The sequence below is a fragment of the Sphingobium sp. MI1205 genome (genome assembly GCF_001563285.1).
Classification (GTDB): Bacteria; Pseudomonadota; Alphaproteobacteria; order Sphingomonadales; family Sphingomonadaceae; genus Sphingobium.
Map to the genome: position 1 here is coordinate 1,332,774 of NZ_CP005188.1, position 20,676 is coordinate 1,353,449.

The window sequence follows — 20,676 nt, forward strand, 5'->3', positions numbered from 1 at the left end:
CAGAAAGATAGCGATGTGGACGCTGCTGGTCGCTGCTGGCTTCGTCGCGGTATCGGTAGTGTTGAATTGGCAATCCTATGCCGAGCCTGCACATCAGGCCATCTTCCTGGGGGCGCTGAAATGGACCCTGAAGCTCGAGGGGCCGCGTTGCGTTAGCTGATCGCAGGTAGAGAGAGGATTACATCGCCGCTGCGGATGGCTGTCCCAGTCATGGATGTAAAATGGTAGCGGAGGAGGGACTTGAACCCCCGACACGCGGATTATGATTCCGCTGCTCTAACCAGCTGAGCTACTCCGCCCCATGGGCTGCGCTGGAACGTCGTTCCCTGCGGTGGGCGCGCTATAAGCAGAGCAGTTGGTGGGGTCAACGGGGTTTGGCAGGTCGCGCACAAAATCTCTTTCCATGCTCGGGGTAGCTCCATCGCCGAAAAAGATGGCACCGTCGGGGCGGCGATCGTCATTTGCGCTTGCAATCATTCCGTCACATTGCACTATGCTGCAATGCACAACCGGGGATCGTCCCCGAGGGAGGATTGACGCTTTGCCCTTCCAGGAAATGTTTGAGCCCGATGGTTCGATACGCCCTTGCTACGCGGAAGTGCAGAATTGGGTAGAGCGGACTGGCATTGCCGGGCTTAACCGTCGATTGGATGAAGCTGAGGCGATTTTCCGCAGGATCGGGATAACCTTCGCCGTCTATGGCGAGGGTGGGGACCCAGAGCGGTTGATCCCGTTCGACCTCCTGCCACGCATCTTCACCGCGCAGGAGTGGCGTGTGCTTGATCGGGGCATTCGCCAGCGGGCGCGGGCATTGAATGCGTTTTTGCACGATGTCTATCACCGGGGCGAAATCGTGAAAGCGGGGATCATGCCTGCCGACATTATCTATCAGAATAGCGCATATCTCGCTGAAATGGCGAACTTTTCGCCGCCTGGAAAAGTTTACAGCCACATTGTCGGCATCGATATTGTCCGGACGGGACCGTCACGCTTCGAGGTGCTGGAGGATAATTGCCGCACTCCCTCGGGTGTTTCCTACATGCTCGAGAATCGAGAGATCATGACGCGCATGTTTCCCGAGCTGTTTGGTCAGGGGCTGGTGGCGCCGGTGGACGATTATCCCGCCGAACTGCTCAAGAGTCTGAAGGAGGTTGCACCTCCCGCGTGCAAGGGCGATCCGGTGGTCGTGCTGCTCACACCAGGATCGCTTAACAGCGCCTATTATGAGCATAGCTTCCTAGCCGACCTGATGGGCATCGAACTGGTCGAGCCGGCGGACCTGTTCGTCGATGATGAGCGCGTCTGGATGAAGACGACGCTCGGTCCCAAGCAGGTGGACGTTATTTATCGGCGGATCGACGACGAATATCTCGATCCACTGGTGTTTCGTCCAGACAGTATGCTCGGCATTCCAGGTATTTTTAACGTCTATCGCCGCGGCGGGGTGACGCTGGCCTCGGCTCCTGGTGCCGGGATTGCGGACGACAAGGCGGTCTATATCTATGTGCCCGAAATGATCCGCTTCTATTTGGGCGAGCAGCCGATCCTGGACAATATCCAGACGTGGCAATGCAGCAAGCCCGACGAATGCGCCTATGTGCTGGAGCATCTGCACGAACTGGTCGCAAAGGAGGTTCACGGGTCTGGCGGCTATGGAATGCTGATCGGTCCTAAATCCACCAAGGATGAGATCGCCGCTTATGCGGAGCGCATCCGGGCCAATCCGGGCGAGTTCATCGCGCAGCCGACCTTGGACCTTTCGACCGTCCCAACGCTGGGGCCGGCGACGGTCGTTGGGCGGCATGCAGATTTCCGACCTTATTGCCTCGTCGGCAAGCAGATCCGACTGGTGCCCGGCGGCCTCACCCGTGTCGCGCTGACCGAAGGATCGCTGGTGGTGAACTCCAGTCAGGGCGGGGGGGTGAAGGATACGTGGGTGTTGCAGGATTGATCGACATGAATAGCGCGCGCACTTCGGTATCGTCCCAGCGTGCTCCGGGCCGAACGGCGGAGAGGAACGGCGCATGCTGAGCCGTACAGCGGAAAATCTGTTCTGGATGGCGCGCTACATGGAACGAGCAGAGGCTACCGCGCGCCTGCTGACCATGGGGCAGCGCATGGCGATCCTGCCCGGCGCGCACCATCGGGACGAATGGCGATCGGTGGTACGGGCAACAGGCAACGGTGGCAGCTTTCCCGAAGGCGTGCAGGTGACGGAGAGCGACGCTGTTTCCTACCTGATGCTGGATCCGGACAATGCCAGTTCGATTCGATCCTGTCTGCTCAAGGCCCGCGCGAACGCGAAGTCGGCACGCACCATGCTGACGCAGGATATGTGGGAGGCGCTGAACGAAGGCTGGCGCAAGCTGGACAGTTATGACGTTGGAGAAGCGCGGCAGCAGCTTCCGGCCCTGATCGACTGGGTAAAAACGCGTGTCATGACATTTCGCGGAGCCGCGCATTCCGGGCAGTTGCGCAATGAGGGGCACGACTTCCTGCGCGCCGGGTCGGCGCTTGAGCGGGCGCAGATGACGCTGCGGCTTTTGGACGTCAAATATTATGTGCTGCTGCCAGAGACTGAGGTTATCGGCGGCAATCGGGACCATTATCAATGGACGTCGGTGCTGTACGCACTATCGGGAGCGCGGGCCTATCATCACGTGTATGGCGGCACCTACACGCCTTGGCAGATCACCGACTTCCTGATGCTGAACCGTCTTTTCCCCCGCAGCATCGCTTATTGCTATGATCAACTCGACTATCGCCTGAATCGGCTCGCGGGGTGGCACAATAGCCGCGGGACCTGTCACGAAACGGTGCGGCAGATGGTCGCCCACATCGAGCAACTCGACAGTGGTGAGATTTTCCGTGTTGGTCTGCATGAAACGGTGCAGAGCGGATTGCAGATGACCAATAAGCTGGGCGCTGAGATCGCCCAAACCTACCATTTCGGATGAAAGGGGCAGGCACACCGTGAAATTGCTGGTCCGCCACCAGACCATGTATCGCTATTCAGCGACGGCTGGGCGCGTGGCGATGCGGCTGAAGCTCATGCCAACCGATACGCGCTCGCAGAAGGTGCTGGAATGGCAGGTGAGCGTAAATGGTGAACCCGTGGATGGTTTTCGCGCCAACAGCTTTGGCGAGATGGAGGCAGTCTGGATCCGGCACGATCGGTTGGATAACGCCGTTATCGTGGCGGAAGGGCTGGTTGAAACCTGCGACACTAACGGCGTGCTCGGTTGGACAACCGGGGGCGTGCCGCATGCCTATTTTCTGCGTGAAACCCGGCTGACCCGCATGTCCGATGCGATCCGGGACATGGCCCTGTCTTTGCCCGATACAGGCGGCGCGCTGGCGCGTCTCCATTCTCTATCGGCGGCGGTCAGCGACGCGGTGGCCTATCGCAGCGGAGTCACGACGGCCAACACCACGGCGGCGGAGGCTTTCGCGCTGGGAGCGGGCGTATGCCAAGACCATGCGCAAATCTTCATAGCGGGCGCGCGCGCGCTGGGCATGGCGGCGCGCTATGTCACGGGCTATCTGCTGGCTGAAGGCGGCGTCGCATTGCATGAAACCCATGCGTGGGTTGAGGCATTGGTGCCTGATCTGGGCTGGGTCGGTTTCGACCCGTCCAATCGGGTCTGCGTGACTGAACGCTATTTGCGTCTGGCGTCAGGCCTGGACGCCGATGCCGCGGCGCCAATCCGTGGATCGGTAACGGTGGCGGGCGATATCTGGATTGACGCGGACGTCCGGATCGCGCAGGCGGAGGAAGGGGTGGAAGAAAGGCAGTTGCAAAGGCAGCAGCAACAAAGCCTTCAGCCATCCATCCCGCAGGGTTGAACGGATATAGGAGCCCGTTGGGCAATGACCTATTGTGTGGCGGTGCGAGTAGACCGGGGACTGGTCATGCTGTCGGACACCCGCACGAATGCGGGCATGGACAATATCGCGCGCTTTCGGAAAAGTTTTACCTACAGCGTGCCGGGCGAACGCGCGTTGGTCCTGATGTGTTCGGGCAACCTGTCCATTACGCAGGGCGTTAAGGCCATTGTCGGTCGTGCGATCAAGGATTCGCAGCTTGATCCAGAAGTAGAGAGCATCCTCAATTGCGCGACGATGCATCGGGCGGTCCAACTGGTCGGTGACGCCATGTGCGCGATGCAGCACCATTATCGCAGCACGATCGAAATGCAGGGATCGGGCGCGGATGCTTCCATCCTGTTGGCGGGCCAGCGCCGTGGCGGAAAACCCCGCCTTTATCTGATCTATTCGGCGGGCAATTTCATCGAGGCGACGGAGGACACCCCCTTTTTCCAGATTGGCGAGCATAAATATGGCAAGCCGATCCTCGATCGCATTATAAAGCGGGACACGACGCTGGAAGATGCGACGAAGGCAGTTCTGGTTTCCATGGATTCGACGCTGCGATCGAACCTGTCGGTCGGCATGCCACTGGACCTGAACGTGATCGAGCGGGACAAGTTCGACTTCCGCGTCCGCACGCGGATCGAAGCGGATAATGAGGAATTTCAGCTGCTGTCGCACAGCTGGTCGGCGGCGTTGCGCAAGGGATTTGAGGACCTGCCCAACGTAATGGATTGATCTCCGCAGGGTGTGGAGGTGCCTGCTTGAGTTGCGGGCGTGTGGGGTGGTGAAGAGGCGTATCTTCCCATCCCCCAAGTAAATCGATGCCATCGTCAGGCTTGCGTGCCTCGCGCTGCTGCCTATTTCATCCCGACGAACGAATCCAAAGAGCTGGGGACATCAGATGACCGCTACCCATTCTACTCGCATGCTGATTCTCGGTTCGGGTCCAGCGGGCCTTTCCGCCGCCATTTACGGCGCGCGCGCGGGCTTGGCGCCAATCGTGGTGCAGGGCATGCAGCCGGGCGGGCAACTGACCATCACCACCGACGTTGAAAACTATCCTGGCTTTCGGGATGTGATCCAAGGTCCATGGCTTATGGAGCAGATGCAGGCTCAGGCCGAGCATGTCGGCGCAAAGATGATGTATGATCAGATCGTGGACGTCGATCTATCCGATCGCCCGTTCCGCCTGAAGGGAGATGGCGGCACCGTCTATTATGCCGACAGCCTGGTGATCGCGACGGGCGCGCAGGCGAAATGGCTGGGCGCGGAAGGCGAGCAGCTATTGCAGGGGAAGGGCGTATCTGCCTGCGCAACCTGCGATGGGTTCTTCTACCGCGGCAAGAAGGTTGTCGTGATCGGCGGCGGCAACACGGCGGTTGAAGAGGCGCTGTACCTCACCAACCACAGTCATGACGTGACGCTGATCCACCGGCGCGATTCGCTGCGTGCGGAAAAAATCCTGCAGCAGCGGCTGTTCGCCCATCCGAATATCAAGGTGCTCTGGAACCAGAAGATCGATCGCTTCGTGGGTGGCGGCAACCCGGAAGGGCTGGTCGGCGTGGACCTGATCGATACGGTCACGGGCAAAGCATCCCATATTGAAACAGATGGCGCGTTCGTCGCGATTGGGCATCAGCCTGCGACCGAATTGTTCGTCGGCAAGCTGCCGATGGACGAAGGTTATCTGTTGGTTGAGCCCGGCACCACGCGGACGGCGGTTTCAGGCGTGTTCGCAGCGGGCGACGTCAGCGATAAAATCTATCGCCAGGCTGTGACGGCTGCAGGCATGGGCTGCATGGCGGCGCTGGATGTCGAGAAGTTTCTCGCAGAAGCGGACTTCGACGCTATGGCTGCAGAATAGGCGTGTCAGGGGGAGGGCGCATTTTTGCGCCCTCTATTCAGTTCGGCGGGAAGAGGCCGTAGCCGCAGCTTAGTTGCCGACCTTCGTTTTCGCAAAGGTGGTCAGCGTACCGAACGTCTCGAATGTTTCGCCGTCGATGTCGTCATCCTCGATCAGGATGCCGAGGCGGTCTTCCATTTCGGTGAGCAGCGTTGCGACCGCCATGGAATCCAGTTCCGGAAGGGCGCCGAAAAGGGGCGTGTCCACATCGAATGAATCCACGCGATCCTGTGCCAGCCCTAGCACATCGCGCAGCAGATCGCGCATCGCGTTTGTTACGTCGGTTGTCCGGTCGACCGGCATAGAGGTTTCTGCCCGCATGATGGGGGGCTTACCTAGTCGTTCCGCCCTTGGCCCACAAGGGCGGAAATGGCGGTTCGTGCGGCGGGAATCCATGTGGACGCGTATCGGGGATTGAAGAAGTCGAGCCGGTAGAGGATCTGGCGCTGCTCCATCCACTCGGCCTTGTAGCTGTTATCGCCGGTTCCATAATCGATGAGTTGGACGCGATCGCTGTCTATGGCGTGGGCGAACATAGCATGGCTAAGCAGCGTGCCGGGCGAGCCGCCATCGAAGGCGCGGTCGTGCGACAGCTTGTGAATTAAGGCTGTGCCATTTTCGACTGTCCAGAGTTGGGTCGCAACCGCTTGGCTATTCAGCCGCGCGAAGCCCAGACGCAGCGTTCCGGCTTCCGCTTCACGGGCGGCCATTTCGCGCAGGAAAGACAGGCCCGGCTCGGGCTGCTTCCAACTGCTGGCATGAACCGCGAGATAATCGTTCCAGAGCGCTTCTGTAAGGTCATGGCGAATGTCGATGGTGAAGCGGCTGGTGCGCGCCTTGCGCTGCACCTGATTGCGCAGCCGTCCGGGACGACCTGCCCAATATGTGGCAAAATCCCGGCCGTTGAGGGCTAGCAGATGGCGTCCGCCCATAGGCCGCCGCACCCCAAACCAGCCGCTGCGCCGGAATACGTCGAGCAACATGCCGGAACATTCGGTGACGGGATAGAGATCGATATGACGACCTGTCTTGATAAGGTTGGCAGCCAGCACTTCCGTCAGCCTGCGCCGGGTCGGCGCGTCGGGATCGCCGAGATAGATCGGAGACCACGAAAAGCTATACCAGTTGGCGAGCGCGCTCTGTCGCTCTGGTGAGGGGGAAAGCAGGAAGAGCCAGGCCTCTGTGGCGCCTTCAATCACCTGTAGTATGCGGACAGGCTGTAGCGCGAAGCAGTGGCCGTGGAGCGATTCGAACCAGCCGATGCGGTCAAAGAGGGATGATATCGAGGCGCGGTCCATCTTTCCCGCGAGCGTCATTCGGGCATCTGCAATCGTGCTATATTCCCTTGTGACCAGCAAACCACTATCTCCCCGGCACCATCCTCTGCCTTAGGTGAAAAGTCTGGAAATGGAGTTAAGCGGCTCAACCCTGATCGATGGAGAGGAAGTTCGGCCGATCGACCATCTGCTGCTGCGAGGGGATCCCGCGCGCCCGGCGCTTGATGGGCGTTCGGGATCGCAAAATTATGCGGAGCTGGAGGAGACGCTCGGACGGCTGGCCGGATGGCTGGCGGGTTTTGGCCTGGAAGGGGGCGCCCGAGTCGCGAGCTGGATCGCTAAAGGCCCCGTCGCGGCGTTGATGCCGCTTGCCGCGCCGCGTGCAGGGCTGGTGCATGTGCCGGTCAATCCGTTGCTCAAGCATGCGCAGGTGGCTCACATATTGGCCGACAGCGGTGCGCAACTGTTGATAGGGACGGTGAGCCGCCTCGATACGCTGGCGCCGGGTGACGTGCCAGTGGGATGCCGCCTGTTGCGAGAGGATGACGCGGCTTGCGCCATGAGCGGGGGGAGCGTCATGCCGCCCTCACGATCCGAGCCGCACGATCTGGCGGCTATACTTTACACCAGCGGATCTACCGGCCGTCCCAAGGGCGTGATGTTGAGCAACGCGAACCTCTGGCTCGGCGCGGCGGCCGTGGCGAATTATCTGAAGCTGACGGCGGATGACAGGACATTATGCGTGCTGCCTTTCAGCTTCGATTACGGACAGAATCAGTTGTTTTCCACCTGGTACGCCGGCGGGTGCGTCTATCCACTCGATTATCTCACCGCGCGTGACGTCATGAAGTCGATCGACCGTCGTGACATCACGACCCTCGCGGGCGTGCCGCCGCTGTGGGTGCAACTGACCGAATTGAACTGGCAGGCTGAAGTGGCCGGTAAGTTGAAACGCCTGACCAACAGTGGGGGCACGCTTACCCGGCCGCTCGTCGCGAAATTGCGAAGCCTGTTCCCACAAGCGGATCTCTATCCGATGTACGGGCTGACCGAGGCTTTCCGGTCTACCTATCTCTCACCGGATCAGGTCGTCAGCCATCCTGATTCCATGGGTTCGGCGATACCGCATGCAGAGATATTGGTCGTTCGGCCGGATGGCAGCCTGACCGATGATGGTGAGATCGGCGAGCTTGTGCATTGTGGGCCGCTGGTCGCGCGAGGCTATTGGCGCGACTCTGCGCGGACCGCCGAACGGTTCAGGCCAGCTCCCCCCGCATCGCGCTATGGCGGCCTGGCAGTGTGGTCGGGAGATAGCGTCCGACGAGATGCGGACGGCCTGCTCTATTTCGTCGGTCGCGATGATGCGATGATCAAGTCCTCGGGCAACCGCATCAGTCCTACCGAAATTGAGGAAGCGGCCGTGGCTGTGCCGGGAGTTGGCGAAGCGGTTGCGCTTGGGGTGAAGGACGAGAGGCTGGGGCAAGCGGTGCTGCTGCTGATCCGATCGGACGACCCGCTGACCGAAGCGACGGTTGAGACGAGCCTGAAGATCGAATTGCCCAATTTCATGCAACCACGAAGGATCGTCAGGCTCGTGAAATTTCCCCGCACGCCTAACGGCAAGATTGATCGCGTAGCGCTTGCCAAGGAATATGACCGATGAAGCCGATGGGACCTATCCCGCCCTTTTTTGAAGGCGAAGACGGCATGCTGCTGATCGGCGGTTGCGGCGCGGCCAGCCTTGTCGATGAAGCGGGGGGCACGCCGCTGTTCGTCTATGACATGAATATTGTAGAACGACAGGTGCAAGCCCTGCGTGACGCCATGCCTAAGGAATTGTCGCTCCACTACGCAGTAAAGGCCAATCCGCACCCCGGATTGCTTGAACGGATGGTGCGGCTGGTCGATGGTTTCGATGTTGCATCGGGTGGTGAACTGGCGCGTGCGTTAGACGCTGGCATGGATGCGGCTCATATCAGCTTTGCGGGGCCGGGTAAGCGCGACGACGAACTGGTTGCTGCCATTGATGCGGGCATCACGCTGAATCTGGAGTCCGAGGGCGAAGCGCGACGGGCGCTCTCCGTTGCCGAGAAGCGTGGGCAGATTCCCCGCTTAGCAGTAAGGGTCAATCCCGATTTCGACCTTAAAGGATCGGGCATGCGCATGGGAGGCGGGGCCAAGCCCTTCGGTGTCGATGCGGACAGGGCTGCCGCACTTGCACGGTCGCTCATCGCCGCCGGGGCGGACTGGCGCGGTTGGCATATTTTCGCCGGCTCGCAAGCCCTCGACGCCGAGGCGCTGATCGATACGCAAGCGGCGACGGTGGGTCTCGCGGCGCGGTTGTCGAACGAGGTGGGAACATCGCCGCCGCTGGTCAATCTGGGGGGCGGCTTTGGCATACCCTATTTCCCCGGCGATCAACGGCTGGATGTCGCTCCCATCGGCGAAGCATTGGGTCAGACACTGAATGCGCGGCCCGACATATTGGCGACAAGCGGGTTTGCGATTGAGCTTGGCCGCTGGCTGGTTGGGGAAGCGGGAGTTTACCTGACGCGCGTAATCGACGTGAAGAAGAGTAAGGGCGAGACGTTCGTGGTCGTCGATGGGGGGTTGCACCATCAACTCGCGGCGAGCGGCAATTTCGGGACGGTGGTGCGGCGCAACTATCCTATCGCGGTGGCTAACCGCTTTGGAGAGGCCACTGTCGAGGAAGCGGTCACGGTGGTGGGATGCCTGTGCACACCCATTGATAAGCTCGGCGAAAAGGTTGCCTTGCCAGCCGTGATCGAGGGCGACCTAATCGCGATTTTCGTCGCAGGGGCCTATGGAGCGTCCGCCAGCCCCGCAGCCTTTCTAGGACATCCACCTGCCCTGGAACTATTACTTGGCTGATATGCCAATAGTTTGACGCCTAACCGTATCTTTACCCTTTGAAGGCAAGAAGATGGCCAAAGCCCACCGCTTTGCAGCCGCTTCATCATCTGGCGGCAGCGCAGCCGTGCGGCCGCATCATGAGGTGAAGATATGCGTTTCCTGTCACTTTCCCGAGCTTTGATCGGTGCTTCGGTGCCCGCCGTGCTCCTGTCAGGTTGCGCCTCGGGCGGCGGCGGTCGGCAACTCCCGCCAGCATCGTTCGTCTCACAGCAGGAGGGGCCGGGCGAGGAGTATGTCATAGGGCCGCTCGACGACTTGACCATATTCGTGTGGCGCAACCCGGAACTGGGCGCAAAGGTGCAGGTGCGGCCGGACGGGCGCATCACGACGCCGCTGATCTCCGATATGCCCGCCGTGGGAAAGACGCCCAAGCAGCTGGCCGACGACATGAAGGTCGCGCTGACCAAATATATCGAAAATCCCTTGGTATCGGTGATCGTCAACCAATTTTCCGGCACATTCAGCCAGCAGGTGCGGATCGTCGGCGCGACTGAAAAGCCTGCCTCGATTCCCTATCGCGCCAATATGACGCTGCTCGACGCGATGATCTCTGTCGGGGGGCTCAGTGAATATGCGGCGGGTAACCGCGCGCGGTTGGTCCGCTTCAACAAGGACGAGGGCAAGCAGCAGGAATTCAACGTGCGCATTGGCGACCTGCTGAAACGCGGCGACAGCAAGGCGAATGTCATGCTGGCGCCCGGCGACGTCATCATCATCCCTGAAAGCATGTTCTGATCATGGCGGGTCTTTACGACGAACTGCTGATTGCCCTGCATGGCATATGGATCCGGCGCTGGGTGGCGCTTGGCGTGGCGTGGGCCGTGTGCATGCTGGGCTGGCTGGGCATCGCGCTGGTGCCCAACAGCTATGAAAGCAAGGCGCGGGTCTATGTGAACACGCAGTCGCTACTGCAGGACAAGGTGGGCATCACCCAGGTCCAGTCGCAGCAGGATTTGGACCGTGTTCGCCAGACGCTGGCGAGCACGGCCAATCTGGAGCGTGTCGTCAAGGAGACCGATCTCAATCAGACGGTCAGCGGCCCGCGCGACATGGCAGCGAAGATTACCGCTCTGCGTGAAGGCATCACCGTCGTGGCGCAGGCCGATCCCAGCATGATCGACATCAGCGCCAAGTCTGCCGACTCCAGCCTGTCCGACGGCGCCAATGCCCGGATCGCGCAGCAAGCCGTGCAAAAGCTGATCGACATTTTCCAGGAAGCGAACCTGTCTTCGGATCGGGTAGAGACCAAGCAAAGCCTGGCTTTCCTTGATGAACAGCTCGCCGCGCGCGGCCGCCAGCTTGCCGCCGCCGAACAGCGGCGTGTCGAATTCGAGCAGCGCTACGCCGGGGTGCTTCCCGGCGCAGGCTCCATCGGGCAGCGCATGGATGCCGCGCGGATGGAGATCAACAATATCGAGTCTCAGCTGGTGCAGGCGTCCAGCGCACTAAGCGCCATGAATGGTCAACTGGCAGGAACGCCGCAGGTGTTGCCGGGTACATCCGCTTCGGGTGGCCCCTCGGCACTGGCGCAAGCGCAGGCGGACCTGGCTGGCATGCGTGCGCGTGGCTGGACCAACGACCATCCCGATGTGATCACCGCGCAACGGCAGCTCGATTCTCTGCGTCGCCAGAGAGGCGATGTTGGTCCAGGCGGATCGCCCAATCCCGCCTATCTTTCGATCAAGTCGATGCAGGCCGAGCGGGCTGCGACCGTTCAGGCGTTGCAGGCACGCAAGTCGCAGCTTCAGGCTGACCTCAATGCCATGTCCTCGCGGCAGGCCGACGAGCCGGGCCTTGCCGCCGAGCAGGAAAAGCTCGATCGAGATTATGAGGTTTTGAAGACGCAATATGACAAGCTGCTGGCCGACCGCGAGGATGTGCGCCTAAGGGGCGATGTGAAGTCCGAGACCGGCTCGGTCCAGTTTCGCGTCATCAATCCGCCCAACGCTCCGACGGTGCCCACGGCGCCCAATCGACCGCTGCTCTTGCTGGCCGTGCTGGTCCTTGGGATCGGGGCGGGGATCGGCAGCGCTTTTGCCATGGGACAGCTCAAGGGTAGATTCCCGACGTCGGCGCGTCTGGAAAGGGCGGTAGGACTTCCGGTCATCGGCTCCATCACCCTGACGGTCAATGCCGCGCAAAAGGCAGTCGAGAAACAGCGATTGAAATGGTTCGCCGGCGCAACTGGCGGGCTGGCGGGGCTTTGCCTGCTGCTGATCCTGGTCGAATTCATTCAGCGCGGAATGGCGTGAGGAGCGGACGATGAACAAGCATAGCTCCCTGTCCAAAGGTTCGCTGATCGAGCGCGCCACTGAGATCTACGACTTCAGCGCCGCGCTGCAAGGACGCGCGGCGCCATCCGTGGAAGTGCCCGATGAAGCGTCACCCCTGCCGGGGGTGGACTTTGCGGAGCCGGCTACCGTCTCAGCGGGTTTTCGCGCGCCGGACTGGCGCGGGCCAGTGCAAAGCATTGATCGCATCGCGCTGGCTGAAGGCGATTATCTGCTGCCGGACGCGCCGGTTACGGCGATGAGCGAAGAATTTCGCCTGCTCAAGCGGGACCTGCTTGCCCAATTGGGTGACGATCCGCGCGGCAATCGCATCCTCATTTGCTCCGCCCACAGCGGTGAGGGGAAGAGCTTCTGTGCGATCAACCTTGCGCTCAGCCTGGCGGCGGAAAAGGATAAGGAAATACTGCTGGTCGATGCCGACTTCGGCAAGCCAGGCATTCCCGAGGCGCTGGGGCTTACGGCCGGTTGCGGCCTGATGGATGCGCTCGCCGATCCGGCAATCACGATTGAGAATTGCGTGATTCGGACAGACATTCCATCGCTGTCAGTGCTGCCTTCTGGTCGGCCCAGCAACAACGATACCGAATATCTGGCGTCCGCGCGCACCGAGGCGCTGCTGAACCGCCTTACAGAAGGGCGTCCCGACAGGATCATCCTGTTTGATTCGCCGCCGTTGCTCGCAGCCTCTGCCGGGGCCGTCCTGGCGACCCACGCTGCGATCGCGCTGCTGGTCGTTCGTGCCGATCAAACCAGCGAAAGCGCGCTGCGCGATGCGGCGGGCATGCTGAAAGGCGCGGGACAGGTCCAGTTGCTCCTGAATGGTGTTACTTTCTCCGGCAGTGGCCGCCGTTTCGGCAGCTACCCAGTCAAGGGGAGCGAGGGCGAATGACATTGCGCATCTCGTCCAAGCCGATGCGCCTTAAACTGTTGGCGGTGATGGCGCTTGCTACGGCACAGGCTTCGGCGTCGGCGCAGGAGCGCAAGATCGATGTGACGCCGTATCTGGGTGTCGATCAGACAGTCATGGCGCCGCTTAAGGGCGGCGGCGATGTTCTGACCTATACCAATGTCACTGCTGGCGTAACCGCCGAAATGCGGACGCGTCGGGTCGAAGTCGTGGCGGATGTGCAATATAATCATAGTTTCGGCTGGGGACGCGAAGCGACCGATCAGGACATCATCAGTGGCATCGTTTCAGGTCAATACCTCATCTCGCGGGGGCTGACACTGAACGCGGGCGGACTAGCGACGCGCGTCCGCGCCGATGGCCTTTCCGGCGCTGCTACATTGAATGATAGCCAGACCAGCCAGGTTTATGCCGGCTATGTGGGACCCTCCTACGCGACGTCGCTGGGCGACGTGGACGTCGCGGCTTCTTATCGCTTGGGCTATGCGCGGGTGGACGAGGATGTCGATGCCGGTTTCGCGGGCTTTCCTGACGCAGGCTCTTTCGCCGACTCCGTTTCGCACAGCCTGGCAGGGTCCGTGGGCGTTGCGCCAGGCGTCTGGCTGCCGCTCGGCATTGTGGTCAGCGCTGGTTATGACCGCGAGGATGCCAGCCAGCTTGATCAGCGGTTCGAGGATGGGTGGGGTCGTGTCGATGCTACGCTCCCCATATCGCCGACTGTCGCGCTGGCAGGCGGTGTCGGATATGAGAGGATAAAGGTCAGCCAGCGCGCGCCGCTGCTGGATGGCAATGGAGCGCCGGTGGTTCGCAACGGACGCTATGTCACCGACGATAACTCACCACGCGCGCTGTTATATGATTTTGACGGCATGATCTGGGATGCGGGCGTTCTGTGGCGACCCAGCCGCCGCACCTCCTTGGAAGCGCGGGTCGGCGAGCGCTATGGCGGCATGAGCTATACCGGCACCTTTGTTTGGGAAGGCCGCAACCAGTCCTTCGCACTGGTGGTGTTTGATGGCATCGACAGCTTTGGGCGGATCATCACGTCAAACGTAGCGGCGGTGTCCGGCAGCAGCCTGGATGTTGTCCGCAATCCCTTCACAGGGGACTTCACAGGCTGTGCATTCTCGCAGAGTGGGGGTGGGCAGTGCTTCAACGATGCACTTGCCGGTACCACTGGCGCGAACTTTCGCTACCGAGGCGTCGCCGCGCAATATGCTGCGCAGCGCGGCCCATGGGGGCTGGGGGTCGGCATGGGCTATTCGCAGCGCAAGTTCGTGACGCCCTCGGGCCAGACTGTGTTCGTACGCGGGACAAAGGACCAGAATTGGTACGGCACGGCCTCGCTCAGCTATGTCATCGATGCCCGGTCCAGCATCGATAGCGCTATCTACGCCAATTATTTCGATGCCGGCGACGCACGGCTGGATGTGCTGAACCTCGGTGCGTTCACCAGCTATAACCGGCTCATCAATCGCAATCTTCAAGCATCCGCTTCGCTCGGACTCGACAGCGCCAAGGCCGACGATCTGGATAGCGTGATCAACGCCATGGGCCAGATTGGCCTGCGGTACAGTTTTTAATCCCGTCCAGTTGGAGACGAGAGATGTACGATCAATTCTACGGATTTGAGGGCCGCCCGTTTCAGCTGACCCCCGACCCGCATTTCTATTTTGAAAGCGCGACGCACCGCAAGGCGCTGTCCTATCTTGGCTACGGTCTGGCACAGGGCGAAGGTTTTATCGTCATAACCGGCGATATCGGCGCCGGTAAGACGACGCTGGTGGGGCACTTGATGGCGACGATCGATCCGGCGCGGCTGACCGCCGTAAAGATCGTTTCGACCCAGGTCGGCGGGGACGACATGCTGCGCCTCACAGCGCAAAGCTTCGGCCTGCCGACGACCGATATGCCCAAGGCGCAGATACTGCGGCAGATCGAAGCGTTTCTGCATAGTCAGGCGCGTGCAGGCCGCCGGTCTCTGCTAATCGTTGACGAGGCGCAGAATCTTTCGGTCCCCGCTATCGAGGAACTGCGGATGCTTTCCAACTTCCAGTTGGGTGGCCAGTCGCTGTTGCAGATATTCCTGCTGGGGCAGCCAGAATTTCGCGATCTGATGAAGTCCGCTCAATTGGAACAGTTGCGCCAGCGCGTGATTGCAACCCATCACCTTGATCCGATGCAGCCGGGCGAGGTCGAACCTTACATTCTGCACCGCCTGGCGATCGTGGGATGGAAAGGCGATCCGCAATTCACGCCAGAAGCCTTCGCCGCCATCTATGCCGCGACCGGCGGCGTTCCGCGCCGCGTGAACGTGCTGGCCAGCCGTGTCCTGCTGCTGGGCGCGCTCGATCAACTGTCAGAGATTGACGCGGACGCCGTTCAGGCGGTGATCGAGGACATGGGCGCGGATAGCGACGCGAATTTGCAGGCCGTGCCCCCCTCGGTTCTGGACCGTGTGGATGAAGCGCCTGCGTCTGCGTCCGCCCCTGCGCGGGAAACGCTGCGTGCCGAACTGGATGCGCTGCGCATGCGTCAGCCCGAGCCTCCCTCGACACTGATGGACGAGATGGCCGCGCTACGCGCCGAGGTCGATTCGTTGCGTATCGAGCAGGCCGCGATCACAGCCGTTGATCCCGAAGCTCTGAAGGATTGCTTTACCTTGATCGAGGAGCGGCTGTCATCGCTGGAGTTTCGTGTCGGGGAGCAGGATACCGCGTTGCGCCGTGTACTGACATTGCTGGTCGAATGGGTCGAGCGTGAGCAGCGCATGGGGGATACCCCGCACAGCGCCGCGGCCTGAACGCGTCGCCAGCCGCCCATGATGCAGAACGCCCTGTCGGTTGATGTGGAAGATTGGTTCCATGTCGGCGCTTTCGAACGGACGATCGAACGGGCCGACTGGGACGCGCTGACGCATCGGGTCGAGCGCAACACCGATGCCGTTCTGGCGCTGTTCGCTGAGGCGGGCGTGAGCGCGACCTTCTTCACGCTCGGTTGGGTGGCGGAGCGCTATCCCTCGCTGATCCGGCGGATCGCCGATGCGGGACACGAGGTTGCAAGCCATGGCTATGACCATGCGCGCGTCTTTTCCTTGACGCCGGGGGCGTTTCGCGCCGATCTGCGTCGGTCCCGCGCTCTGCTGGAAGATGCGAGCGGCCAGCGCGTCGTAGGTTACCGCGCGCCGAGCTTTTCGATCGACCATCGTACCCCATGGGCACACAGCATCTTGGCGGAAGAAGATTATCTCTATTCCAGCAGCGTCGCGCCGATCCGCCATGACCATTATGGCTGGCCCGAATCGCCGCGCTTCGCCTGGAAGCCAGTCTCAGGCGCTTCTCTGCTGGAGATGCCCGTTACGACTGCGGAATTTCGTGGGCGTCGGTTGGCGGCGGGGGGAGGCGGCTTTTTCCGGCTGCTGCCTTATGGCTTCTCCCGCTGGGCGATCCGGCAGGTGAATGCCCGGGAAAGGCGGCCGGCGATCATCTATTTCCATCCGTGGGAGATAGACCCGGGCCAGCCGCGCGTGCCGGGCGCTCCGCTCCGCTCGCGCTTGCGTCATTATACGAACCTATCGGTCATGGCGCAGAAGCTGCAGATGCTGATGCGCGATTTCTCTTGGTCGCGCATGGACGCGGTCGTTGCCAGTGAAGCGGATCGCGCAGCATGATCGTTGGAAACGACATTGGCGTCGTTGAGATCGATCTGAATGACGCGGCGCAGGTGGGAGCCGCCGAAACATTCGTAATGGGAATGGCGGATGGCACTGCTTTCCATCGCCCCGCCTGGCTGAAAGCCATCGAGCGCGGCACGGGCAATCGCGCCCATATGCTTGCGGCCGTAGCGCCTTCAGGACGGATCGCGGGCCTGTTGCCGTTGACCCATATGAGGAGCTGGCTATTCGGTCAGGCGCTGGTGTCCTCGGGCTTCGCGGTAGATGGCGGGATTTTGGCGGATGATGCCGCCGTAATCGCAGCGCTTGCGAACGCCGCCCAGGGCATGGCGCGCGATCGCGGCGTGGGCTCTGCCGAACTGCGTGGCGGTCCGCAGCCTGGGGCAGGCTGGACCATGCATGAAGGAAGCCATTGCGGCTTTGTCCGGCCGATTGCCGCGGACGACGAGGCCGAACTGCTCGCAATCCCTCGCAAGCACCGGGCCGAACTGCGCAAGGCGCTCGCCAACCCTGCGCTGCGGGTTCAGGTGGGGCGTGACGAGGCGCTCGTTCGCGCGCATTACAATGTTTATGCGCAGAGCGTACGCAATCTTGGCACGCCCGTTTTCCCGGCACTGCTCTTTCGTGAGGTGCTGTCCGCCTTCGGAGAGGATGCGGACATATTGCTGGTCATTGAAGATGATCGACCCGTGTCCGCCGTTCTGACCCTCTATCATCAAGGGCGCGTGATGCCTTTTTGGGGCGGGGGCATAGCGGATGCCCGCCGCGTGCGCTCCAACGAACTTATGTACTATCGGCTGATGAGCCATGGCCGGGCGCGTGGCATGACCCTGTTCGATTTCGGTAGGTCGAAGGTTGGCAGCGGCCAGGCGGCGTGGAAGAAGAGCTTCGGCTTCGATCCTGTGCCTCTTGCCTATTATCACTGGACAGCGTCCGGCGAGCGGCGTGATATCAATCCCAACAGCGCACGATATCAGCGCCGCGTCGAGCTTTGGAAGAAGCTGCCGCTGCGTGTCGCGAACCTGCTCGGTCCCTTCATTTCGCGGGGGCTGGGATGACGGGCGAGATATTGTTCCTCTGCCACCGCATTCCATTCCCGCCGGACAGGGGCGACAAGATCCGTTCCTTTCACATTCTGAAGAGATTGGCGGAAATCGCGCCGGTGCATGTAGGCTGCTTTGCCGACGACGACCGGGACATGGGCTTTGCGGCGGAGATGGAGGCACTTACTGCGAGTCAGTGCGTACTCGCGCGCAACCGGTCGCTCGCAGTGGCGGGGCTGGCTGGTTTGGTCAGGCGTCAACCGATGCTGGTGAGCATGTATGAGAGCGCCCAGATGCATCGGTGGGTCAAGCGCACCATGCGCGAGCGACCAATTGCCGCAGTGATGGGCTATTCGGCGCAGATGGCGCATTTCATTCCCGACCTTCCCCCAGGGGTTCGTTTCGTGATGGACTTCGTCGATTTTGATTCGGCGAAATATGCTGCCTATGGTGAGCTTGGCCGAGGCATGATGGGTTGGGTGAACCGGCGTGAGGGGCGGCTCCTCCGGGACTTTGAGCGCACCATCGCTGGCCGCGCGGACATTAGCGCATTTGTAAGCGAAGCGGAAGCCGGGCTGTTTCGCACCGCAAGTGGTTTCGACAATCGGCGCGTGATCGCGATCGATAATGGCGTTGCGCTTGACTATTTCAATCCGGCGGCGCGCTTCGATCCGGTGGGGAGGGTAGGGCGCCCCCTGATCGTCTTCACGGGCCAGATGGACTATCGGCCGAACATCGAGGCGGTTGACAGCTTCGCTCATCAGTCGCTGCCAGCCTTGCGAGCAATACATCCAGATGCCTGCTTTGCCATTGTAGGACGCAATCCTGCACCACAGGTTGAGGCGCTAAAGCAGATGCCGGGTGTGATCGTCACCGGATCTGTGCCGGATGTGCGAGGGTGGCTGGCGGCGGCGGACGTGGTGGTTGTGCCCCTGCGCATCGCCCGTGGCATTCAGAACAAGGTGCTGGAGGCGATGGCAATGGCGCGTCCGGTCGTGGCTTCGCCCGAAGCGGCGGAGGGGATTGACGCTAGCGACGGCACGCATTTCCTGATTGCTGCCGACTCTGCCGAAGAAACCGAGAAGGTCGCAGCCTTGTTGGCCGATCCGGGCCGCGCGCGCAGCCTTGGTCAGGCGGCGCGGGCTAGGATGGAAGAACGCTATCGGTGGCAGGAAACGCTGAAGGAATTGCCTGATATGCTGTTCGGCCAGCCAGAGCGCATGATTGTCAGGGCGGCATGACTCTGGATACGCTCTCCATGCCCCGGATGCCGGCCTTGGTTGGCCTCGGCTGGCGGAGGCATTTGGCGGCGCTTGGCATATTCGCCTTCCTGATCCTGTCGTTGTTCCACCGGGACGCCATTGATATGGTGTCTATCTGGTGGAACGCCTCGACCTTTGGTCACTGCCTTTTTATCCCAGTTCTGATCGCGTGGTTGGTGCAGCAGCGTTTGCCCGGTTTGCGTCAATTGAAACCGGTGGCGTGGGCACCGGGATTGCTGTGGATCGGCTTGGGTGGCTTTGCCTGGCTGTTAGGCGCAGCGGCTGGCGTCGCCCTTTTCCGCCATGCTGCCCTGATCCTCATGATGCAGGGCGCGGTCGTCACCCTACTGGGTCCAGCGATTGGGCGAGGGCTCATCTTTCCGCTCTTTTACGCCTTTTTCATGGTGCCGGCAGGTGAGGAGATCGTCGCGCCGCTGCAATTGATCACCGCGCGACTTTGCATGGCGTTCCTCGGCCTGTCGGGGGTGCCTGCCCATCTGGACGGCATATTCATCACCACGCCGACCGGTTATTTCGAGGTGGCGGAGGCCTGTTCGGGAGCGAAATTCGTTATTGCCATGACAGCCTATGGCGCGCTTGTCTGCAATGTTTGCTTTGCCAGTTGGCCGCGCCGAATCATCTTCATGACGGGTGCCCTGACGCTGTCGGTGCTGGCCAACGGCCTGCGCGCCTTCGCGACGATCCTTGTGGCCCATCTGACCAGCATCAATGCCGCGGTGGGGTTCGATCATGTTCTTTATGGCTGGGTCTTCTTCGCCGTCGTGATGACATTGGTGATGGCGGCGGCATGGCCGTTTTTCGATCGGCGTCCTGACGATCCCTGGTTTGACCCTTCGAAGCTGGCAGGTGTCTGGCGGGGCCAAGCGCCACTTCCCATCGCCGCCGGCGCTGGATTGTCGCTGATCGCCGCGGCGCCCTTGTGGCTGATGGCGAGCGCCGCGGCGAGCGATCCACTGCCGGTCGCACTGGAACTGCCGACCATCAAGGGCTGGACCCTGACTGCCGAGCCGCCTGCCTATCCATGGAAGCCGCGCTTCGATGGCGCGGACCATCTTGTCATGGGGCGTTATCGTAACACCGCAGGGCAGGTCGTTGACCTTGCTATGGTGAGCTTCGACGGGCAGAGCGAGGGACGCGAACTGGTGGGCTTCGCACAGGGCGCCGCCGATCCAGACCAGAATTGGGCCTGGTCCTCCCCCGCGCCCTCACCAAAGGACGGGCGCGGCGACCAGGTCACCGCGCCGGGTCCTGTGGTCCGGCATGTGGTAAGTTTCTACAAGGTGGGCGAGGCGCCCCTCACCGGGAGTGCGCCACGCGTTAAATTCGATACCATGAAGGCAAGACTGCTGGGCAGGGATCAGCGCGCGGGCGCTATACTGGTCTCAGCGGAAAACTGGCCCGGGATGGCGGCCGACGCTGCCATCGCCATGTTTCTGCGGGATATCGGAGATGTGAAGGATTTGGCTGACCGCGGCCTCGGCATCCGCTAAAG

Annotated in this window: 19 protein-coding genes and 1 tRNA gene; 17 read left to right on the top strand and 3 right to left on the bottom strand. The window is 61.4% G+C overall.

Features of this window, described 5'->3' with window-relative positions:
- Nucleotides 1–13: 13 nt before the first annotated feature.
- Complete coding sequence (locus tag K663_RS24290) at nt 14–160, top strand: hypothetical protein (RefSeq protein ID WP_158511159.1); 147 nt, start codon at nt 14–16, stop codon at nt 158–160.
- Nucleotides 161–222: 62 nt separating this feature from the next.
- Here the strand turns inward: K663_RS24290 and K663_RS06395 are convergent.
- Nucleotides 223–299, bottom strand: a tRNA-Met gene (locus K663_RS06395).
- 242 nt (nt 300–541) lie between these two features.
- Between K663_RS06395 and K663_RS06400 the strand changes: the two genes are divergently transcribed.
- The 5 genes from K663_RS06400 (at nt 542) to trxB (ending at nt 5,737) form a co-directional block, all read left to right on the top strand.
- Nucleotides 542–1,951, top strand: coding sequence for a circularly permuted type 2 ATP-grasp protein (locus K663_RS06400; protein ID WP_062115547.1), 1,410 nt, complete (start codon nt 542–544; stop codon nt 1,949–1,951).
- A 73-nt stretch (nt 1,952–2,024) separates the two neighbouring features.
- Nucleotides 2,025–2,957 (top strand): alpha-E domain-containing protein, encoded by a 933-nt coding sequence (locus K663_RS06405; protein ID WP_062115550.1) that lies wholly within the window; start codon nt 2,025–2,027, stop codon nt 2,955–2,957.
- 16 nt (nt 2,958–2,973) lie between these two features.
- Nucleotides 2,974–3,846 (top strand): transglutaminase family protein, encoded by an 873-nt coding sequence (locus K663_RS06410; protein ID WP_062115553.1) that lies wholly within the window; start codon nt 2,974–2,976, stop codon nt 3,844–3,846.
- Nucleotides 3,847–3,870: 24 nt separating this feature from the next.
- Complete coding sequence (locus K663_RS06415; protein WP_062115556.1) at nt 3,871–4,608, top strand: peptidase; 738 nt, start codon at nt 3,871–3,873, stop codon at nt 4,606–4,608.
- 166 nt (nt 4,609–4,774) lie between these two features.
- Nucleotides 4,775–5,737 (top strand): thioredoxin-disulfide reductase, encoded by a 963-nt coding sequence (gene trxB, locus K663_RS06420; RefSeq protein WP_062115559.1) that lies wholly within the window; start codon nt 4,775–4,777, stop codon nt 5,735–5,737.
- Nucleotides 5,738–5,806: 69 nt separating this feature from the next.
- Here trxB and K663_RS06425 read toward each other — a convergent pair whose 3' ends face one another.
- The gene (locus K663_RS06425; RefSeq protein ID WP_062115562.1) at nt 5,807–6,097 is read right to left on the bottom strand and encodes an acyl carrier protein; all 291 of its coding nucleotides are present in this window, start codon (nt 6,095–6,097) and stop codon (nt 5,807–5,809) included.
- Nucleotides 6,098–6,111: 14 nt separating this feature from the next.
- Nucleotides 6,112–7,134 (bottom strand): GNAT family N-acetyltransferase, encoded by a 1,023-nt coding sequence (locus K663_RS06430; protein ID WP_062115565.1) that lies wholly within the window; start codon nt 7,132–7,134, stop codon nt 6,112–6,114.
- A 49-nt stretch (nt 7,135–7,183) separates the two neighbouring features.
- Here K663_RS06430 and K663_RS06435 point away from each other — a divergent pair, with 49 nt between their 5' ends.
- The 11 genes from K663_RS06435 to xrtA all read left to right on the top strand — a co-directional run bounded on the left by K663_RS06435 (nt 7,184) and on the right by xrtA (nt 20,674).
- On the top strand, nt 7,184–8,716 hold the full coding sequence (locus K663_RS06435; RefSeq protein WP_062115568.1) for an acyl-CoA ligase (AMP-forming), exosortase A system-associated: 1,533 nt from the start codon (nt 7,184–7,186) through the stop codon (nt 8,714–8,716).
- Nucleotides 8,713–9,945, top strand: coding sequence for a pyridoxal-dependent decarboxylase, exosortase A system-associated (locus K663_RS06440; protein ID WP_062115571.1), 1,233 nt, complete (start codon nt 8,713–8,715; stop codon nt 9,943–9,945). The genes K663_RS06435 and K663_RS06440 overlap by 4 nt, the downstream gene beginning before the upstream one ends.
- A 132-nt stretch (nt 9,946–10,077) precedes the next feature.
- Complete coding sequence (locus tag K663_RS06445) at nt 10,078–10,722, top strand: XrtA/PEP-CTERM system exopolysaccharide export protein (RefSeq protein ID WP_062115574.1); 645 nt, start codon at nt 10,078–10,080, stop codon at nt 10,720–10,722.
- A gap of 2 nt (nt 10,723–10,724) precedes the next feature.
- Nucleotides 10,725–12,239, top strand: a complete 1,515-nt coding sequence (locus tag K663_RS06450; protein WP_062115577.1) for an XrtA system polysaccharide chain length determinant — start codon at nt 10,725–10,727, stop codon at nt 12,237–12,239.
- 10 nt (nt 12,240–12,249) lie between these two features.
- Nucleotides 12,250–13,167, top strand: coding sequence for an AAA family ATPase (locus K663_RS06455; RefSeq protein WP_062115581.1), 918 nt, complete (start codon nt 12,250–12,252; stop codon nt 13,165–13,167).
- Complete coding sequence (locus tag K663_RS06460; protein ID WP_062115584.1) at nt 13,164–14,768, top strand: hypothetical protein; 1,605 nt, start codon at nt 13,164–13,166, stop codon at nt 14,766–14,768. Before K663_RS06455 ends, K663_RS06460 begins: the two co-directional genes overlap by 4 nt.
- Nucleotides 14,769–14,791: 23 nt before the next feature.
- Nucleotides 14,792–15,988, top strand: coding sequence for an XrtA/PEP-CTERM system-associated ATPase (locus tag K663_RS06465; RefSeq protein ID WP_062115588.1), 1,197 nt, complete (start codon nt 14,792–14,794; stop codon nt 15,986–15,988).
- Nucleotides 15,989–16,006: 18 nt separating this feature from the next.
- Nucleotides 16,007–16,855: an XrtA system polysaccharide deacetylase gene (locus K663_RS06470; RefSeq protein ID WP_201026683.1), complete on the top strand. Its 849-nt coding sequence runs from the start codon at nt 16,007–16,009 to the stop codon at nt 16,853–16,855.
- Entirely contained in the window at nt 16,852–17,916 is a 1,065-nt protein-coding gene (locus K663_RS06475; RefSeq protein WP_062115594.1) for a FemAB family XrtA/PEP-CTERM system-associated protein, read from the top strand. Before K663_RS06470 ends, K663_RS06475 begins: the two co-directional genes overlap by 4 nt.
- Entirely contained in the window at nt 17,913–19,142 is a 1,230-nt protein-coding gene (locus K663_RS06480; RefSeq protein ID WP_062115599.1) for a TIGR03087 family PEP-CTERM/XrtA system glycosyltransferase, read from the top strand. The genes K663_RS06475 and K663_RS06480 overlap by 4 nt, the downstream gene beginning before the upstream one ends.
- Nucleotides 19,139–20,674 carry an exosortase A gene (gene xrtA, locus K663_RS06485; RefSeq protein ID WP_062115601.1) on the top strand — a complete coding sequence of 512 codons (1,536 nt, stop codon included), beginning with the start codon at nt 19,139–19,141 and terminating at the stop codon, nt 20,672–20,674. Before K663_RS06480 ends, xrtA begins: the two co-directional genes overlap by 4 nt.
- The last annotated feature ends 2 nt before the right edge of the window (nt 20,675–20,676 follow it).

Coding starts and splice junctions, on each gene's coding strand:
- K663_RS24290 (WP_158511159.1), top strand. CDS start 14: ATGTGGACGCTGCTGGTCGCTGCTGGCTTCGTCGCGGTATCGGTAGTG.
- K663_RS06405 (WP_062115550.1), top strand. CDS start 2,025: ATGCTGAGCCGTACAGCGGAAAATCTGTTCTGGATGGCGCGCTACATG.
- K663_RS06415 (WP_062115556.1), top strand. CDS start 3,871: ATGACCTATTGTGTGGCGGTGCGAGTAGACCGGGGACTGGTCATGCTG.
- trxB (WP_062115559.1), top strand. CDS start 4,775: ATGACCGCTACCCATTCTACTCGCATGCTGATTCTCGGTTCGGGTCCA.
- K663_RS06425 (WP_062115562.1), bottom strand. CDS start 6,097: ATGCGGGCAGAAACCTCTATGCCGGTCGACCGGACAACCGACGTAACA.
- K663_RS06435 (WP_062115568.1), top strand. CDS start 7,184: ATGGAGTTAAGCGGCTCAACCCTGATCGATGGAGAGGAAGTTCGGCCG.
- K663_RS06440 (WP_062115571.1), top strand. CDS start 8,713: ATGAAGCCGATGGGACCTATCCCGCCCTTTTTTGAAGGCGAAGACGGC.
- K663_RS06445 (WP_062115574.1), top strand. CDS start 10,078: ATGCGTTTCCTGTCACTTTCCCGAGCTTTGATCGGTGCTTCGGTGCCC.
- K663_RS06450 (WP_062115577.1), top strand. CDS start 10,725: ATGGCGGGTCTTTACGACGAACTGCTGATTGCCCTGCATGGCATATGG.
- K663_RS06455 (WP_062115581.1), top strand. CDS start 12,250: ATGAACAAGCATAGCTCCCTGTCCAAAGGTTCGCTGATCGAGCGCGCC.
- K663_RS06460 (WP_062115584.1), top strand. CDS start 13,164: ATGACATTGCGCATCTCGTCCAAGCCGATGCGCCTTAAACTGTTGGCG.
- K663_RS06465 (WP_062115588.1), top strand. CDS start 14,792: ATGTACGATCAATTCTACGGATTTGAGGGCCGCCCGTTTCAGCTGACC.
- K663_RS06470 (WP_201026683.1), top strand. CDS start 16,007: ATGATGCAGAACGCCCTGTCGGTTGATGTGGAAGATTGGTTCCATGTC.
- K663_RS06475 (WP_062115594.1), top strand. CDS start 16,852: ATGATCGTTGGAAACGACATTGGCGTCGTTGAGATCGATCTGAATGAC.
- K663_RS06480 (WP_062115599.1), top strand. CDS start 17,913: ATGACGGGCGAGATATTGTTCCTCTGCCACCGCATTCCATTCCCGCCG.
- xrtA (WP_062115601.1), top strand. CDS start 19,139: ATGACTCTGGATACGCTCTCCATGCCCCGGATGCCGGCCTTGGTTGGC.